At 66.6% G+C, this 16104-nt stretch carries 13 protein-coding genes; 4 read left to right on the top strand and 9 right to left on the bottom strand.

Annotated elements, in window-relative coordinates:
- Positions 1 to 137: 137 nt before the first annotated feature.
- Complete coding sequence (locus BLU88_RS07045) at positions 138 to 776, top strand: biliverdin-producing heme oxygenase (RefSeq protein WP_092011749.1); 639 nt, start codon at positions 138 to 140, stop codon at positions 774 to 776.
- Here the strand turns inward: BLU88_RS07045 and BLU88_RS07040 are convergent.
- The 8 genes from BLU88_RS07040 to glmS all read right to left on the bottom strand — a co-directional run bounded on the left by BLU88_RS07040 (position 773) and on the right by glmS (position 9274).
- Entirely contained in the window at positions 773 to 1225 is a 453-nt protein-coding gene (locus tag BLU88_RS07040) for a GNAT family N-acetyltransferase (protein ID WP_092011746.1), read from the bottom strand. The genes BLU88_RS07045 and BLU88_RS07040 overlap by 4 nt on opposite strands.
- The gene (tsaB, locus tag BLU88_RS07035) at positions 1222 to 1956 is read right to left on the bottom strand and encodes a tRNA (adenosine(37)-N6)-threonylcarbamoyltransferase complex dimerization subunit type 1 TsaB (protein ID WP_092011743.1); all 735 of its coding nucleotides are present in this window, start codon (positions 1954 to 1956) and stop codon (positions 1222 to 1224) included. Before tsaB ends, BLU88_RS07040 begins: the two co-directional genes overlap by 4 nt.
- Positions 1957 to 2020: 64 nt before the next feature.
- Positions 2021 to 2560 (bottom strand): tRNA (adenosine(37)-N6)-threonylcarbamoyltransferase complex ATPase subunit type 1 TsaE, encoded by a 540-nt coding sequence (gene tsaE / locus BLU88_RS07030; RefSeq protein WP_092011740.1) that lies wholly within the window; start codon positions 2558 to 2560, stop codon positions 2021 to 2023.
- Positions 2557 to 3738 (bottom strand): alanine racemase, encoded by a 1182-nt coding sequence (alr, locus tag BLU88_RS07025; RefSeq protein ID WP_092011737.1) that lies wholly within the window; start codon positions 3736 to 3738, stop codon positions 2557 to 2559. The genes tsaE and alr overlap by 4 nt, the downstream gene beginning before the upstream one ends.
- Before the next feature lie 178 nt (positions 3739 to 3916).
- Positions 3917 to 5446: a bifunctional ADP-dependent NAD(P)H-hydrate dehydratase/NAD(P)H-hydrate epimerase gene (locus BLU88_RS07020; protein ID WP_092017272.1), complete on the bottom strand. Its 1530-nt coding sequence runs from the start codon at positions 5444 to 5446 to the stop codon at positions 3917 to 3919.
- A gap of 82 nt (positions 5447 to 5528) precedes the next feature.
- A complete protein-coding gene (locus tag BLU88_RS07015; RefSeq protein WP_092011734.1) occupies positions 5529 to 6842 on the bottom strand; it encodes a M20 metallopeptidase family protein in 1314 nt (437 codons plus the stop codon).
- 82 nt (positions 6843 to 6924) lie between these two features.
- Positions 6925 to 7389, bottom strand: a complete 465-nt coding sequence (locus BLU88_RS07010; protein WP_092011731.1) for a holo-ACP synthase — start codon at positions 7387 to 7389, stop codon at positions 6925 to 6927.
- Between the two features lie 10 nt (positions 7390 to 7399).
- The gene (glmS, locus tag BLU88_RS07005; RefSeq protein ID WP_092011728.1) at positions 7400 to 9274 is read right to left on the bottom strand and encodes a glutamine--fructose-6-phosphate transaminase (isomerizing); all 1875 of its coding nucleotides are present in this window, start codon (positions 9272 to 9274) and stop codon (positions 7400 to 7402) included.
- Positions 9275 to 9461: 187 nt separating this feature from the next.
- Between glmS and coaA the strand changes: the two genes are divergently transcribed.
- The 3 genes from coaA to BLU88_RS06990 all read left to right on the top strand — a co-directional run bounded on the left by coaA (position 9462) and on the right by BLU88_RS06990 (position 14524).
- The gene (gene coaA, locus BLU88_RS07000; RefSeq protein WP_092011725.1) at positions 9462 to 10499 is read left to right on the top strand and encodes a type I pantothenate kinase; all 1038 of its coding nucleotides are present in this window, start codon (positions 9462 to 9464) and stop codon (positions 10497 to 10499) included.
- A gap of 237 nt (positions 10500 to 10736) precedes the next feature.
- A complete protein-coding gene (locus BLU88_RS06995) occupies positions 10737 to 12599 on the top strand; it encodes an ABC transporter ATP-binding protein (RefSeq protein WP_092011722.1) in 1863 nt (620 codons plus the stop codon).
- A gap of 188 nt (positions 12600 to 12787) precedes the next feature.
- On the top strand, positions 12788 to 14524 hold the full coding sequence (locus BLU88_RS06990) for a BTAD domain-containing putative transcriptional regulator (RefSeq protein ID WP_167356877.1): 1737 nt from the start codon (positions 12788 to 12790) through the stop codon (positions 14522 to 14524).
- Here BLU88_RS06990 and BLU88_RS06985 read toward each other — a convergent pair.
- A complete protein-coding gene (locus tag BLU88_RS06985; protein WP_197678234.1) occupies positions 14457 to 15884 on the bottom strand; it encodes an FAD-binding oxidoreductase in 1428 nt (475 codons plus the stop codon). The genes BLU88_RS06990 and BLU88_RS06985 overlap by 68 nt on opposite strands.
- Positions 15885 to 16104: the final 220 nt, after the last annotated feature.

Below are 16104 nucleotides of genomic sequence, written 5' to 3'. Positions count from 1 at the left end.
TTTGACCTCCACGACTTCGGGGCAGGACCACCACCCGGAACTCAGGTTAGGCTAAGCTATAGACACGCAATGATGCCGATCACACCACCTCGGCGGCAAAGCAGCATTAGATTGGCCACACTCCCCAAGGAAACATCATGTCTGAACCGTTCTCCGCTCGGCTCAAGGCCAGCACCGCCGCCATCCACGACGAGGTCGAGCACACCACGTTCATGGTCGACCTCATGGAAGGACGGCTCGATTCCCGGGCCTACGCCCTCCTGCTCAAGCAATACGACGTCATCTACGGAGTGCTCGAGTCCAAATCGCGGGAGTTAGCCGAGGATCCGGTCTTCGCTCCGTTCTTCGACGCCCATCTGTTCCGAGCCGACCGCATCGCCGCCGACCTGGCCGCGCTCGACGGCGTCGAGCTGCCTGTCATGCCCGGCTCCACCGCCTATGCCGCGCACCTGGAGCGGCTTGAACGGGCCGAACAGGTCATCGCCCACCATTACACGCGCTACCTCGGCGACCTCTCCGGCGGTCAGGCGATCGGCACTCTCATGTCCCGGCACTACGGTCTGCCGGCGACCTCGCTGACGATGTGGGACTTCGCAGAGCTCGGCAAGACCAAGCCGTACAAGGATGCCTACCGCAGCCGCCTCGATCAGGTGGCGGCGACCGGTGGCGACGAGCAGATCGTCATCGACGAGACGGTGGAGGCCTTCCGGCTCAACGGAGCTCTGCTCGTCGACCTCACCGAGGCGACCGAGCAGCGCACGGTTCCGGTCGCCTAGTCACCGACTCGCAGGCGCATGAGAATACCCGCCGCACCCGGATAGTAGTCCGGGCGCCTCCCCCATTCCTCGAATCCGAAGGAAGAGTACATCCCCAGCGCCGCGGCATTGCGTTCATCGACCTCGAGGTGGACGACCTCGCAGCCGCGGTCCTTCGCCCAATCGATTCCGGCCTGCAGCAGGTCGCGGCCGATTCCCTTGCCGCGTGCCGCCTCGGTGGTGGCGATCGTCATCACGTCGGCTTCTGCGCCGGCCCCTGACATGACGATCCACCCTGCCAGGTCTCCCGCCGAGGCTGTCCTGGCGGCGAGCATGACCGTGCCGTTCTGCGCCTTCACCGACCAGTAGTAGCCGAGCGTCCACGCGGTCGGGCCGAAGATCGCCGCATCGTGGTCGGCCACCTCGGCGAGGTCCCACCAGGGAAGCTCCGCGATGGTCGTCGAGGTCATCTCAGAGAGCTCTCACGCACCGGGGTCGCCTTCGCGTCGGGTTCGCGCAGGTACTCGGGGATCGGTTCGCTCAGTTCTCCGCCGCCGGCGATTTCCCGTGCCGCGGCCAGCGCGAGGTACTCGGCACGAGGGTCGGTGATCGACTCGGCGCTCGATGTTCCGAGGATGTCCGGGTAGAGGAGGAACCCGCGGCCGAGCTTCTCTTCGGTGTTCTCAAACCGAAAGCCGTTGGCGGCGAGGACCGAGGCGACCTCGGCCGGCTTCGCCACGAACGGTCCGGCGCTCAATGTGGCGTCGGCGGAGTCATAGACGCTGAAATAGACCTCTTTGCGACGAGCGTCCGAGGCGATGAGGACGGGGCGACCGGATTCGTTCCCCGCGGTGGCCGAAACTTCTGACGCAGGCGCTGTTGAGCCTTCTGCACGGCGCACGAACTCTGCGGCGATCGCGTGTTGGGACAGCAGTCCCCTGACGGGGATCCCGCGGGCCTGACCGACGGCGATTCCGGCGGCGATGCCCACCCGCAGTCCGGTGAAGGGACCCGGTCCGATGCCGACGACGACGAGTTCGGGTCGGACATCTGAGGCAAGCACCTCGGCGAGCGCCGGGCCGATGAACTCGACGTGTCGACGCTGGTCATCGGCCTGTGCGGCGGCGATGACCGAACCGGTGTCCGTATCCACGAGGGCCACAGAGGCCGACTGCGAGGTATCGATGGCAAGAATGATCATGATTCGTCTCCCTCTTTCGCCGAGTCCTCAGCGGGACGGTCCGCGGAGGCCGGGCCGTCGACTCTCACTCCCGGCAGTGCCGAGACGGCGGCTTCGACCGCCGACATCCGCTCGGCCCAGGCTGCTCCGCGACCGGTGAGGTCGATGATGCGCCGCTCGTCCTCGTCTGCGTCATCGGCGCCGACCGGCTCATTGCCCCGGCGGCAGCAGCGTCGTCGTCCCACACCGGGGTGATGGTGATGTCGAGGTGATCGCTGCTGAGCTGCTCGGCCATGCCGGCGCCCCATTCGACGACCGTGATCGACTCGTCGAGTTCGGAGTCGAGGTCAAGATCTTCGAGTTCCTCTCCGTCGGCCAACCGGTACGCATCGACATGGACGAGCGCCGGGCCGCCCGATCGCGACGGATGCTCGCGAGCGATGATGAACGTCGGCGAGGTGATCCGCCCGGCCACGTCGAGAGCCTTGCCCAGCGACTGGGTGAACGTCGTCTTCCCGGCGCCGAGGTTGCCCGTGAGGATGAGCAGGTCACCGGCGCGCAGATGGTCGGCCAGGGCCGCGGCGAACGTGCGCATCTGCTCCAGGGATTCGAGATGGATCCTCATCGTTCGCCTCCCGGCAGGGCGACTCGATCGACGCGGGCGCTGAGTTGGGTGACGATCTCGTAGTTGATCGTATTCGCCCAGGTCCCCCACTCGGCCGCGCTCGGCCCGCCGGGGCCGAAGATGACGACCTCGTCGCCGATGGCCACCTCATCATTGCCGGCGCCGATATCGATGATCATCTGATCCATGGCGATGCGCCCGACGACGGGATAGCGACGACCGCGGATGGCCACCTCGGCGCGGTTCGATGCCGCGCGCGGCAGGCCGTCACCGTACCCGCCGGGTACGAGCGCGAACCGGGTATCGGTCGCAGCAGTGAACGTCAGCCCATAGGAGGCGCCGTGACCTGCGGGAATGTCCTTGAGGTTGATGACGCTGGAGACCAGCCGCATGACCGGTCGCAGCCCGAGAACCGTCGGATCCCCGTCTTCGAGCGGGGACAGACCGTAGAGGGCGAGCCCTACTCGCGCCGAGGTGCCCGGGCACGGCCCCAGGGTGAGCGCGCCCGGTGAGTTCGCGATGTGGACGTCCAGGTCATCCGATTCGCCGAGGCGGCCGTCCGCGGCGTCGAGCACGGCCCGCAGCTGCCCGTGGGCGGAGGAGAAGACCGCGCTCTGCGCTGCGGTCTCGGGGCGTTCGGGTTCGTCGGCGACCGCGAAGTGACTCATGATTCCGACGATGCGGATTTCGGTGGTGTCCTCGGCGTGGCGGCGCAGCCAGTCGAAGGCGCGGACGAGGGCTTCCGGGGACAGACCGTTGCGTCCGAGTCCGGTGTCGATCTTCAGGTGGGCGCGAGCCGTGACGCCGGTGCGGCGAGCCGCCGCGGCGAGTCGGTCGAGCGCTCCGACCGTCGAAATGCCCAGTTCGATTTCTGCGCGCACCGCCTCCTCGAGATCGGTGGTCGGCCCGTAGAGCCAGGCGAGGATCTGCGCTTCGGGTCCGAGGAGGCTGCGCAGACGTAGGGCTTCGGGGATCGTGGCCACACAGAACTCGCGCCACCCGGCCGAGAACAGTGCTGGAGCGACGAGGTCGATGCCGTGGCCGTAGGCATTGGCCTTGACGACGCACTTGAGACGGGCAGGAGAGAGGCGGTCGGCGAGGACGGCGGCGTTCTCCCGCAGGGCCGCCTCGTCGATCTCGGCCCGAACGAGAGCCTCGGGGATGTCGAAAGATGTCACTGGATAAGACTACCGCCGACCCCTGGGAAGGGATCGGCAATCTTCCTGCATGCGAACACGGAGTCGATGAAGACCGCCGGGTGCGTGTCGATGTACGAGGCCAGTCTCGTCAAGGCGATGAAGTGGGAGGGCCCGACGAAGACGCAGATCCTCGTCCACTGAGGCCGATCGAGCGGTTTCAGTCGACACCGTGGATGAGTTCGCTGACCACCTCGGCGAGGGCATCGGCGAACCCGGACGCGGTCACCGCACGCCGCCCGGCTTCGTTGTGCAGCAGCACTCCGAGTCCGGCCAGGCGAGCCCACTCGCGCGGTGGATGTGTCCGGTCATCACTGTCGTAGCGGACGTGGGCGGCGGTGGTCGCGGCGAGCGTGCCGAGAATCCCGGCGAGCACGTCCCCGGACCCTGCCGTGGCGAGGCTGCCCGGTCCCGGCGCGGGCAGGACGACGTGTCCGTCGGGTGCCGCGATGACCGTGTGATGGCCCTTGAGCAGGACGATCGCGCCGGTCAGCTCCGCGGCCCGCAGCGCCCACCGGATCGGGTTCGCCCCGATCCGACCTGCCGTGATGATCTCGCCGAGGAGGCGGCTGAGCAGCCGTGCCAGCTCCGCGGCATGTGGGGTGATGATGAGCGGCCGGTCGGCCAGCCACGTGCCGGCCATCGATTCGGTGCGGGCGATCATGTCGAGGCCGCCGGCGTCGACGACGACCGGGGTGCGATTGCCGGTGAGTGCCTCGGCGAGGCTGTGGACGAATTCGGGCTCGGGGTCGCCCGGCCCGAGGACGACGGCGTCGATGCGTCCGGACGCACTGACCACCTCGGGGTGGAGGCCGAGGACGAATTCGGCGACGAGTGGGGAACCGAGGTAGCGGACCATGCCGGCTCCGGTATTCACCGCCGAGGTGGTTGTGAGCACCCCTGCACCCGGGTATTCCTCGGAGCCGGCGAGGACCCCGGTGACACCGCGGGAGTATTTGTGCCCGGTCTCATCGGGGCGCGGGAATCCGGTGACGAGGTCATCGGAATCGAGCAGTTCCGCGGTCGCCTGGCCGGGGTCGACACCGAGGCCGATATCGACGACGTCGATGGTGCCGATGAACTCGTCCACGCGCGGATCGATGAGTTCGGTCTTGAGGCCGCCGAAGGTCACCGTGAGGTCGGCGTGGAGGCGTTTCTCTGCCCCGGTGTTGTTCGGGTCGAGGTCGGAGGGAACATCGACGGCGATGAGACGGCCTGTGCGGTGCGGGGCCCAGTCGGCGATGAGTGAGGCGATGTGATCGGGCAGTCCGCGCCGGCCGCCGGTGCCGAGGATGCCGTCGAGGACGAGATCGGAGCGGGAGAGTTCGCTCAAGGCGTCGGCACGAGCGCCATCGGCCAGGGCTGTCGTGAATGTGACGATCTGCGCACCGGCTGCCCGTGCCGCGGCCAGCCCATCCTCGTGAGTGCGGTCGAAGAGGGTGATGACCGTGACGGCAGCACCGCGTCTGCCCAAGGTCGCCGCGGCGAAGAGGGCGTCTCCGGCATTGTTGCCGGGCCCGGCGAGGACGCAGATGCGGGTGCCGGTGACCTGGCCGTGGTCGGACTTCACCATGGCCGCCGCGCGGTTCGCCAGGGCTCGGGCCGCTCGCGCCATGAGCGGAATGCCGGCCTCGAGCAGCGGTTTCTCGGCCTCCCTGATGGTCTCGCTCGGGTAGGCGAACACACTCATCGACTGCTCCTGCACATCGTCACGTTCGGGTTCCTCATTGCACCGTAAGCCTTCTCACGCACACGTGCCAGAGTCGGGTGGATCAGCCCTCGGCCAACTGAGTCAGCCGTCGCCCCGCCAGATGCGCGAGGAACAGAGCCTGGTCGGCCAGCCCATCGTCGCTGTGGCGAGCGCGCGGGGAATGGTTGGCTTCGCGTTCGTCGACCGGCAGATTAGGCCACGCGACTCCGAAGTGACCATAGGCTCCCGGCACGACATCGAGGACGCGGGAGAAGTCCTCGGAGCCGGGCAGCGGATTCGCATTGCGCACGGTCCGCTCCGCACCGAAGAGATCGGTGAAGGTGGCCAGGAAGAACTCGGCTTCGGCGTCGTCGTTGATCGTCGGGGGAAGAATCTGTTCGTACTCGACGTCGGCGGACAGACCATGGGCGTCGACGAGGTCACGGACGAGCTGAGGCAGCTCCGCCTCGGCACGGGAAGTCACTGACTCCGAGAACGTCCGCACACTGACGACCAAGGTCGCGAAGTCGGGGACGACGTTGGGGGCGGTGCCGCCGTTGAACTGACCGACGGTGACAACGAGAGGGTCGAAGATGTCGAAGCGACGGGTGACGTATTCCTGCAGCTGGCCCACGAGCATGGCGCCGACCTGGATGGGGTCCTTGCCGGTGGCCGGGCGGGAGGCGTGCGTGCCCTTGCCGTTGACGGTGATCGTCATCTTCGAGAACGCCGCCATATACGGCCCGGGGCGGGAGCTGGCGACACCGAGGTCGGCGTCGGCGGAGACGTGGATGCCGAACGCGGCCTTGACACGGGGACCGGCGGCGTCGAGGACGCCCTCGTCGATCATCTTCCCGGCTCCGTCATAGCCTTCTTCGCCGGGTTGGAACATGAACACTACGTCGCCGGGCAGGGAGTCGCGGTCGCGGTGGAGGAGTTTGAGTGCGCCGACGAGCCCGGCCGTGTGCAGGTCGTGGCCGCAGGCGTGCATCCTCCCCGAGGTGGACGCGAAGTCGAATCCAGTCGCCTCGGTGACGGGCAGTCCGTCCATGTCCCCGCGCAGGAGGACGGCCGGCACGACCCCGCTCGAGTCCTCCTTGCGGGCACCGCCGCGCAGAACGACGACGATCGACGACAGCTTCTCCCCCGTTGTGACCTCGACGTCGAGGCCTTCGATGGCGTCGAGGACGAGCTTCTGCGTCACCGGCAGGCCGAGTCCGACCTCGACGTTCTCGTGCAGAGCCCGGCGGAGGGTGACCAGTCCGGGAGCGATGTCGTTCGCGTCATCGGCGGTGGGCAGATGCACCTGGGCGGCGGCTGCCTCGGCGAGGGTCGGGATCGTCGGGGCGGCGGGTACGATGGCGTCCGGGGCGGTGTCGTTGGGAAGTGAACTCATGCCCTGAGTCTATTACCACCGCGCAGACCCGCGGCCGTGGCGTCGCCCCTGTCCACCGACCTGTGCCCCGGAGCGTCCAGTGTCACGGCACCTCGCCGAGGCGGGCACCCTTCCCGTACATCGAATGGGTGAAGTGCTCGGCGGCTCCCTCGATGCCGGGGCTCAGCGACGGCCCGTCGCCCTCCGCGATGACGAACGTCATCGTCAGGTGCGCATCGTGGGTGATCGACAGGTGGATGTTCGTCCCGCCGATGGCATGGAAATGTTCGAGGACGAGCCCGCGCAGACGGAAGCTGGGCGCGCCGGACCGCGCGGGGACCACCTCGGCGGACTGCCAGGGCAGCCATCCGGGAAAGCCGATCGCCTTCTTCAGCGCCTCCTTCGCGGAGAACCGCGCAGCCAGGGACGCATCCGTGCGGCGTTTGCCATTGCGTTTGAGCTGCTCGGCCGGGGTGAGCAGACGGTCGAGCAGCTCGGGCACCCGTTCGATATGCTCAGCGAAGCGCGGCACATCGGCGATGTCCGTGCCGATCCCCAGAATCGCCATGCTCGCGTCCTTACTCGACCGTGACCGACTTCGCGAGGTTGCGCGGCTGGTCGACGTCGAGGCCCTTGGCCGTGGCCAGCTCCATCGCGAAGATCTGCAGCGGAACGGTCGTCAGCAGCGGCGCCATCAGCGTCGTCGTCTCGGGCACGTAGATGACCTCGGAGGCGAACTGGTCGACCTCTTCGTCACCCTCCTCGGCGATGACGACGGTGTTCGCACCACGGGCGCGGACTTCCTGGATGTTCGAGATGACCTTCGCATGCAGCGAATCCCGGCCGCGCTTGGAGGGGACGACGATGATGACGAGCTGACCGTCGTCGATGAGCGCGATCGGTCCGTGCTTGAGCTCACCGGCGGCGAATCCCTCGGCATGGATGTAGGCGAGCTCCTTGAGCTTGAGCGCACCCTCCATCGCCACCGGGTATCCGACGTGGCGGCCGAGGAACAACACCGAACCGACTTCCTGGTTGCGATCGGCCAGGGCGAGGACCTGCGACTTCGTCTCGTCGAGGATGTGCTGGATCTTCGCAGGGATCGACTGCAGCTCGGCGAGGATCGTGCCGATCTCATCGCGGAACTTGTTGCCCCGCAGCTGAGCGAGGTAGAGGCCGAGCAGATAGCAGGCGACGACCTGGGACAGGAACGCCTTCGTCGAGGCCACGGCGATCTCCGGGCCGGCGTGTGTGTAGAGCGCGGCATCGGATTCGCGCGGGATCGTCGAACCGAAGGTGTTGCAGATCGCGATGACCTTCGCACCCTGCTGACGAGCGTGGCGGACGGCCATGATCGTGTCCATGGTCTCCCCGGACTGCGAGATCGCCACGACGAGCGTCTTCTCCGTGACCACCGGATCCCGGTAGCGGAATTCGTGGGCCAGCTCCACCTCGGTGGGGATGCGGCACCAGTGCTCGATCGCGTACTTCGCGACCTGACCGGCGTAGGCGGCGGTGCCGCAGGCGATGACGACGATCTTGTCCACGGACTTGAGCACGCTCTCGTCGATGTGCATCTCGTCGAGCGTCAAACGGCCCTCGGTGTCGAGGCGGCCGAGCAGGGTATCGGCCACGGCCTGCGGCTGGTCGTGGATCTCCTTGTCCATGAAGGACGAGAAGCCGCCCTTCTCCGCCGATGCGGTGTCCCAGTCGACCTCGAACTGCTCACCCTTGACGGGGTTGCCGTCGGTGTCCGTGATCGTGACCGTCTCCGGGGTGATGGTGACGACCTCGTCCTGGCCGATCTCGACGGCCGTGCGGGTGTAGTCGATGAACGCGGCGACGTCGGAGCCGAGGAAGTTCTCTCCCTCGCCGAGGCCGATGACCAGCGGAGAGTTCCGGCGGGCGGCGACGACCTGGCCGGGAGCATCGGCGTGGACGGCGAGCAGGGTGAACGCGCCCTCGAGTTCGGTGGCGGTCTTGCGCATCGCGGCAGTGAGGTCGCCGGTCGCCTTGTAGTTCTTCGCCAGCTGGGCGGCGGCCACCTCGGTGTCAGTCTCGGAGAGGAACTCGACGCCCTCGGCAACGAGGTCCTTCTTCAGGAGGGCGAAATTCTCGATGATTCCGTTGTGGATGAGCGCGAGCTTGCCGCCGTCGGCCAGGTGCGGGTGGGCGTTGAGGTCGGTGGGCCCTCCGTGAGTGGCCCAGCGGGTGTGGCCGATTCCCGTCTGCGCCGCCGGCAGCGGGTTGGCCTCGATCTCTTCGATCAGGGCGGAGAACTTTCCGGCCTTCTTCGCCGAGGCGAGCTGCCCCTCGGGCGTCACGAGCGCGACACCGGCCGAGTCATAACCGCGGTACTCAAGCCTCTTCAGGCCGCCGAGCACGACATCGAGCGCCGTGTGATCGGCGTTGTCAACGGGGGCCTGGGATACATAGCCAACGATTCCACACATGAGGGAGATTTTACGCACTGTTGGCCGATCTCGGGTATTTCGGCGAGTCACGATCGGGTCAACGTGACGAACTGCACGCGCACGCGGGCGATGGAGAGGGCTATAAGGCTGAGGCCGCCTCGGTGAGGGTGGGGCCGGTGTCCGCCCTGGCGCCGGCGACGAACATGACGCATGACACAATGGTGGAATGAGCCATGTCGACCCTCAGTTGGACCGTGCGCGCAAGCTCGCCGGCCTCAATACCGCTCGGCGCAGCGAACCGGACACGACGTCTCCGTTCTGGGAGTTCGATCGGGAGGTGTGGGGTACGCTCGCCCAGGCCACTCCGCTGCCGCTGAAGCAGCGCGATATCGAACGGCTGCGTGGTCTCGGGGATCGGATCAACCTCGACGAGGTGGCCCAGGTCTATCTGCCCCTGTCACGGCTGCTCAACCTCTACGTGTCCGCACGGCGGGCGAAACACGACCTGACCAGGGAATTCTTCTCTCCGCTGCACGATCGCGGATTGGAACCGCAGGACGCCAAGCGCACGCCCTTCGTCATCGGCGTCGCCGGATCGGTGGCCGTGGGCAAGTCGACGACGGCACGTGTGCTGCGCGAACTGCTCGCCCGCTGGCCCGATACTCCGCGCGTCGAACTCATCACCACCGACGGATTCCTCTACCCGAATGCCGAGCTCGACCGTCGCCGCCTCAACGGGCGGAAGGGTTTCCCCGAATCCTACGACCGGCGCAAGCTGCTCAAGTTCATCTCCGCCGTGAAATCCGGGGCCCCCGAGGTCCGCGCCCCCGTGTACTCGCACCACACCTATGACATCGTTCCCGGCGCCGAGGTGGTCGTGCGCTCCCCGGACGTGCTCATCGTCGAGGGCCTCAACGTCCTCCAACCCGCCCGTCCCCGTCAGGACGGAACCGTGGGCTTGGCCATCAGCGACTACTTCGACTTCTCCGTCTACGTCGACGCGCGCTCCCGTGATATCCGCCAGTGGTACATCTCGCGGTTCCTCAAACTCAAGCACGGTGCATTCCAGGACGAGGACTCCTACTTCCACCGGTACTCGCAGCTCGACGATGACGAGGCGGTCACGCTGGCCACGGAGATCTGGGACTCCATCAACTTCCCGAACCTGCGCGAGAACGTCCAGCCCAGCCGCGGCCGAGCCGACCTCGTGCTCCACAAATCCTCCGACCATACGATCCGGAAGGTGCAGCTGCGGAAGCTGTGACGGAGTCGTCGGGGCCCGGGGCCTTGGACGGCACGGCCGCCTCGGCGAGGTTGTGAGGGGACTCGCGTGGTGCTGAGGAAATAGTTTCACCCCTCCGACGGTTGCACAGTGTGCACTGACCTACTCACCGCCGGCAGGCCACCCGGCTGCGGCGGCGACCGGATGCGAGCGATCCTCGCGCCGCCACGGGAACCCCCGTGCATGCTCGGTCGTTTCGACAGCAGAAAGGGACCCGCTATGAGTGTGCCGTCCGCACATCACCTCATGTACTCCTCGGTCAAGAGCAAGAAGACTCCCGAGACGCGCATCCAGCCTGGCATCTACAAAAGGATCGCCGGCTACGCGGCCAGGCACAAGCGCAAGCTCATCGTCTTCCTCGTCCTCTCCGTTCTCACAGCCGCCATCGGCGTGCTCAACCCGGTGCTCGCCGGCGACGTCGTCAACGCGATCACCGGCGGCGGCCCCGTCTCCACCGTGGTGTGGCTGGCCGTGGCCATCGGCGGGTTGGCCATCGCCGATGCGGCCATCTCGATCACGAACCGGTACCTGTCCGCACGGATCGGTGAGGGACTCATCTTCGACCTGCGCACAGCTGTCTACGACCATGTGCAGTCGATGCCGATCGCGTTCTTCAACCGCACGCGCACCGGCGCCCTGGTCTCCCGACTGAACACGGATGTCATCGGAGCGCAGCGGGCGTTCTCGAACACGCTGTCGGGAATCGTGTCTAACTTCGTCTCCCTGGCACTGACCGTCGGCGTCATGGTCACGATCTCCTGGCAGGTGACCGTGATGTCGATCCTCCTGCTGCCGCTGTTCATCGTCCCCACCCGCATGCTCAGCGGAAAACTCGCGTCCCTGCAGTTCGAGGCCGCGAACAACTCTGCCGACATGTCGACGAGGATGACCGAGAGGTTCTCCGCGGCCGGGGCCACGCTGATCAAGCTCTTCGGCAACCCCCGCAAGGAGAACGAGGAGTTCGCCGACCGTGCGGGTCAGGTCCGCGACATCGGGGTCAAGGTGGCGATGCTGCAGTCGACGTTCGTCTCCTCGCTGACCCTCGTCTCCGCCCTGGCACTGGCTCTGGTCTACGGCGTCGGCGGTGTGCAGGCAGTCCTCGGCAACCTCAACGCCGGTCAGGTCGTGACCCTGGCGCTGCTGCTGACCAGGCTCTACACGCCGCTGACGATGCTTGCCAATGCACGCCTGGACATCCAGAGCGCGGTCGTGTCGTTCCAGCGCGTGTTCGAGATTCTCGACCTCGTGCCCTATTTCAAGGAGCCCTCGCAGCCGAAGTCCCTGCCTGCCGGCGGACTGGATGTGCAGTTCGATCACGTCGACTTCGCCTACCCCAGTGCTTCGCAGGTCAGCCTCGCCAGCCTCGAAGACGTCTCCGTGCTCGACAGTCGCGGCGGCGATCAGGTTCTCCATGACCTGAGCTTCATGATTCCCGCCGGGCACACCGTCGCCCTCGTCGGCTCCTCGGGTGCGGGAAAGTCGACGATCGCGTCCCTGCTGCCGCGGCTCTACGACGTCACGGGCGGAAAGATCACCATCGGCGGAGTCGATGTCCGCGATCTGTCGTTCGCCGACCTGCGGGAGGCCGTCGGCGTTGTCACCCAGGACGGTCACGTCTTCCACGAATCGATCCGCGCCAACCTCCAACTCGTCAGCCCCGATGCCACCGAGGAGCAGATGCTCGACGCCATCGACCGAGCGCAGCTGACCGGAGTCATCGAAGCGCTGCCCGATGGACTGGACACAGTCGTCGGCGAGCGCGGGTACCGACTCTCCGGCGGCGAGCGCCAGCGGCTGACCATCGCCCGGATGCTGCTGGCGTCTCCGGAGATCGTCGTGCTCGATGAAGCCACCTCGGCGTTGGATTCGACGAATGAGGCCGCGATCCAGCGGGCCTTGGCTCAGGCGATGCACGGGCGGACGGCTCTGGTCATCGCGCACCGTCTCTCGACCATCCGGCAGGCCGACACGATCCTCGTCGTCGAGGCCGGTCGCATCGTCGAGAAGGGCACCCATGACGAGCTTGTGGGCAGCGGCGGCCGCTATGCCGAGCTCTACGCCACCCAGTTCGCCTCGAGGTGACGAGGTCGCTCCCGCTCAGTCAACGCGAAACTCGAAAAAGACGTCACTGGCGGCGACTTTTCTGAGTTTCGCGTGACATGAGCGGCGACCGCCGGGCCGACTGGCCGGTCGTGGCCGCGACCCGCCGGAGATTTCGTGAGGTTCGTCGAGGTACTCCGCTTGATTTCGCGGGACTCTACGATGGCCGGATGGAATTGCGCGTAATGGGGCGCGTGGAGATTCTCCATGATGGTGTGGCCCGTGGGGTCCAGGGACGCACACAGCGAGCCCTTCTGTCTCTGTTGGTCCTCCGGCTCCGAACCTGGACGCCGGCGTCGCTCATCGTCGAAGCGCTGTGGCCGGATGAACGGTCCGAACGTGTCGCCACTCGCCTGCACGTCCAGATCCACCGTCTGCGCAAGCAGCTGGGCAACGGCGTTCTGCTCAGTTCTCCGAACGGCTACCGACTCGATCTCAATCAGAACTCCATCGACGTGTGGTGCTTCGAGCACAGCGCCCGGACCGCCCTCGCCGAGGATATGCCCGACCATGACCTCGAGACGCTGCGCTGCCTCGAAGCAGCCGCGGCCCAATGGGGCGGGGAACCGTTTCCCGACGTCGACCTGCCCGGTACGGCGGACTGGCAGTCCGAGCTCCGCGCTCTGTATGCCCGGATTCGGGAAAGATCCGCCGAATTCCATCTGGAGTTCGGCGACGGGAGCGCTGCCCTCAGGCTGCTCACTCGCCTGACACATGAGCATCCGGAGAACGAACATGCTCAGGTCCTCAGGCTCTCGGCCCTGCAGCACACGGGGCAGGGCACGGAACTGCCCCGCGCATTCGTCGAGGTGCACCGGGCCCTCGAGGAACTGGGGCTCGACCCGAGTCCGGACCTGCTCCACACTCAGCGAGCGCTCGTTCGCAATCGTGAGGAGGAGATCCGGTCCGACCTCGCCGTCGTCGATCCCGCTGGTGAGCTCATTCCCGACACCGAGGATGAGGCGGATCCGACGATGCGCGGATCGGTTCTGCGCCGCGAACTCGCCTATATCCTCATGGCGAAAGGGCGCCACAGCGAAGCACTGTCGCTGTTGGAGCGTTTGGAAGCGCTCCACTCCGGGTTGGGACACGAGAACCTGTGTGCGATCCTGCTCCGCGACATGGTGGCCGTCATGGCACTGACAGGAGACCTCCGCCGAGCCTTGCGCCTCCTCGGTGAGGCGTCGAGGCTCGACCAGCGAACGACGGGAACCGATGCGATGCTCCACATCATCCGTGCCCTCGTCCTCACTCATATGTCGCGCCTGCACCGGGCAGAGGAGGCGCTGGCAGCTGTGGGCGAATCAACTGGGCCCACGGCGCGCCAAGTTATGTGGTGGCGTACCCGCAGCCAGATCGACCGACGGACCGGTCGACATCACGACGCAGTCGTCGGCGCACTCACGGCCTGGAACCTTGCTCGACACGACTCCGCCGAGGCCGATGTGGGTCCGATCCTGCTCGATGTGGCCTGTTCCCTTCGTGATGACGGCAATGCGGAATGCTTCGAATGGTACCGCTCCGCACTCCGGTTCGCCCACGAGGACATGCGCTTCCCGCTGGCGGCCAGTACCCATGCGTCGATGGCGAAGGCACAGCTTCTGTGGGGCAGACCGCAGACTGCGATCGTGCACTCGCGCGCGGGCCTCGAACTCGCCCAGTGGTCAGGCTGCTGGTTGTTCGCCGGAAAGGCCGCCGCGCGCCTCGCTGAGGCAGAAGAGCAGATGGGAGTCTCCTCCTCCGCTCTCCGCCACCGGCAGGAAGCGCAGTCCTTCTACCGTCGCATCGACTTCCCGACGCCGCTCCCGGTCCGCAGCGGACAGGATGACGGTGCGTCGTTCAAGGCTGGGCAGGCGGCACAGGATGGTTCGCAGCGAATACGTTCTCCGGATCATATGCGCTCTTGACCCGGGTCAGCGTCAGCCACTCGCGATCGCCGTAGTTGTCGCCGACGTCGCCCGGTTCCTCAGCGAAGTTGAGATACTGACGACCGGTGCTCCACGGCGACATGGCCCGGACCAGATCGTTCGCATCTTTCTTTCCCCGAGCTTCGTTCTCAGGGGTGTCGGCGATTGCCGCGCCGAAGAGCAGGAAGTTCCCATCCATCCGGCTGAGCGCTCCGCCGTCGGGATGCTTCCTGGCCAGGGCGCCTCCGAGCTGTCGCAGTTCTGCCGAGAGCAGAGAGTGCTCCGTCCCGGCACCGACCTGGGCGAGGAACGCATCGACAGCCTCGCTCGTCAGTCGTCCCAGCAGCGCGGTGTCTCCGGTGACCGGGGTCGGCCCCTCTGGGTCCATGTGGAGCCGGGTGATCGAACTCGACGGCACCTGTGCGAAGGTGTCGACCCGCGGAGACAGGTCCCGCATCGGCGCTAACACGCGTCTCGCACTCTTCTGATCGGCCAGGACCGCACCGTCCATGCAGACGGCGGGGCGGCCTGCCACGGACTCGGGTATCCCCGGTATGTCGGGAAGATTGAGGATGCGCATCGATGTGGTGATCTCATGCGGCGCGGTCGGAGCCCATTCGGCCCAGGCCCGCAGCACTCGGTCGGCGTCGTCGATGTCCCAGACCATCATTCCCGCGTGCACCGTCTCCAGCGGATAGAGCGAGAATTCGAAAGCGGTGACTATGCCGAAATTGCCGCCGCCTCCGCGCAGCGCCCAGAACAGCGACTGATGCTGAGTGTGGTCGGCGCGGATGAGTTCGCCGTCAGCGAGGACGATCTCCACAGCGGTGAGGCTGCTGGTGGCCATGCCCAATCGGCGCGAGTAGAGGAAGATTCCTCCACCCAGCAGGTACCCGCCCACGCCGACGTCGGGCGACGATCCGTGCAGGCAGGCCAGTCCGTGTCGGCCGGCCGCCTCGGTGACATCGCCCCACAGCGCACCTCCTTGGACTCTCGCCATGGCCGTCGACGGGCTGATCTCGACCCCGTCCATGGCGGAGAGTTTGACCAGGACAGTCGAAGCGAGGTCGTGCTGGATGAGCGGGCCGGCGTTGTGACCGGTGCTTACCGGTGCGACTTGGAAGCCGAGCTGGCTGGAAGCCGTGACGACGGCCGACACCTCGGCGGCGGTGGTCGGTTGGGCAACGGCAACTGGATGCAGATCGACCGCAGTGTTCCACAGCGTCCGCGCCTCGTCATAGCCCGGGTCGCCCGGCAGGTGGATCACTGTCGAACCGACCATTGCCGCAAGACGGGCCGCAGAACTGACGGATTCCTCACGCCCGGCGTCGGTGAGGACCGGTTGGGATTGCAGAGTCATAGATCTCCGATCGTTGGAAGAGATGAGGTTCTCATCCGACGACAGTCGACTCTGATCCGCCGTCGGATGCCTCGATGCTCCCAACCGACGCTTACATCTCACTTACGTCTGCGCGCTCACCGACATCTGAGCCCCTAACTGACGCCCTGAGCCCTCAGCAGCGAATGCGTGATGCCGACGGGCCGCTGCAGGTCTTCCGGAGGCAACTTTTGCCTGATCC

Origin of the sequence: Brevibacterium siliguriense (assembly GCF_900105315.1) — a bacterium.
GTDB classification, from domain to species: domain Bacteria; phylum Actinomycetota; class Actinomycetes; order Actinomycetales; family Brevibacteriaceae; genus Brevibacterium; species Brevibacterium siliguriense.
The sequence above is the reverse complement of the archived record's forward strand: the minus strand, read 5'-3'. Positions and strand labels throughout refer to the sequence as shown.